This window comes from Pseudomonas sp. NPDC088885 (assembly GCF_044750025.1).
Lineage (GTDB): Bacteria > Pseudomonadota > Gammaproteobacteria > Pseudomonadales > Pseudomonadaceae > Aquipseudomonas > Aquipseudomonas rustica.
In genome coordinates this window covers 1-1,285 of record NZ_JBIVJB010000251.1, presented here as the reverse complement: position 1 = coordinate 1,285, position 1,285 = coordinate 1, and the positions used below count along the sequence as shown (strand labels likewise).

At 58.8% G+C, this 1,285-nt stretch carries 2 protein-coding genes; both read right to left on the bottom strand.

Annotated features, from left to right (window positions below; translation table 11 throughout):
* A partial coding sequence (tssC, locus tag ACIP1X_RS29010; protein WP_400755991.1) for a type VI secretion system contractile sheath large subunit occupies positions 1 to 828 on the bottom strand: 828 nt, incomplete at its 3' end.
* 26 nt (positions 829 to 854) lie between these two features.
* On the bottom strand, positions 855 to 1,285 hold a 431-nt coding region (tssB, locus tag ACIP1X_RS29005; protein ID WP_400755990.1), incomplete at its 5' end, for a type VI secretion system contractile sheath small subunit.

Here is a 1,285-nt window from a genome sequence, read left to right as displayed (position 1 = left end):
AGTGTTGCCCCACAGGTAGTGCTCGTGGCTGTTGGCAACGGTTTCCTTGTACACGAACGATTTCACCGGGTTTTCTTCCGGGTCGTACGGGTTGCGCAGCAGGAAACGCGGCACGGTCAGGCCAACGTAGCGGGAGTCTTCCGAAGTCCGGAAGCTCTGCCATTTGGCGAATTGCGGGCCTTCGAAGTGGTCTTTCAGATCTTTCAGATCCGGCAGGCCGGTGAAGCTTTCCAGACCGAAGAATTTCGGGCCGGCCGCAGCAATGAACGGCGCGTGAGACATGCAGGCAACGCTGGACACGTACTGCATCAGTTTCACGTCAGGCGAGCTTGGCGACATGTAGTAGTTGGCGATGATCGCGCCCACCGGCTGACCACCGAACTGGCCGTATTCAGCGGTGTAGATGTGCTTGTACAGGCCCGACTGCATGACTTCCGGCGAATCTTCGAAATCGTCCAGCAGGTCTTCTTTGGAGACGTTGAGGATTTCAATCTTGATGTTTTCGCGGAAATTGGTGCGGTCGACCAGCAACTGCAGACCACGCCACGACGATTCCAGCGCCTGAAAATCCGGGTGGTGCAGGATTTCGTCCATCTGACGGCTGAGCTTGGCATCGATCTCGGCGATCATGCGGTCAACCATGGCTTTCTTGACCGGCTCGCCGTTGTTCTGCGGCTTGAGCAGTTCTTCGATGAAGGCCGACACGCCGCGTTTGGCGATGTCGTAGGCTTCGTCGTCCGGGGTCAGACGGGTTTCGGCGATGATGCTGTCGAGAATGCTGTACTCGCCGCTCGCGGCGCCTTTCTCTTGTGCTGCGCTAGTGCTCATTGTGTTGGCTTCCTTGGCTGCTGGGTTCAGGCGTCCGGGGCTGCGGCGTTGAGGCCCAGCTCACCGAGTACGCGACCGCGGGATTCGTCGTCGGCGAGCACGCCTTCGATGGCTTTACGGAACGCAGGGGCGTTACCCAGCGGGCCTTTGAGGGCCACCAGCGCATCGCGCAGTTCCATCAGTTTTTTCAGCTCAGGCACTTGCTCGACCAGGCTGGCCGGGTTGAAGTCCTTCATCGAATTGACGCGCAGCTGCACGCCCAACTCTTCCGTGCTGCCTTCTTCCTGCAGACGGTTCGGCACGTTCATCGACAGGCTCAGCTCTTGCTTGGCCAACACCTCGTCGAAGGTCACCTTGTCGATGCTGATCGGCTTGCGATCTTCGATCTTGCGTTCGTCCTTGCGGTGGGTGTAGTCACCGATTGCCAGCAGCTTCAGCGGCAGTTCAATCTCTTCCT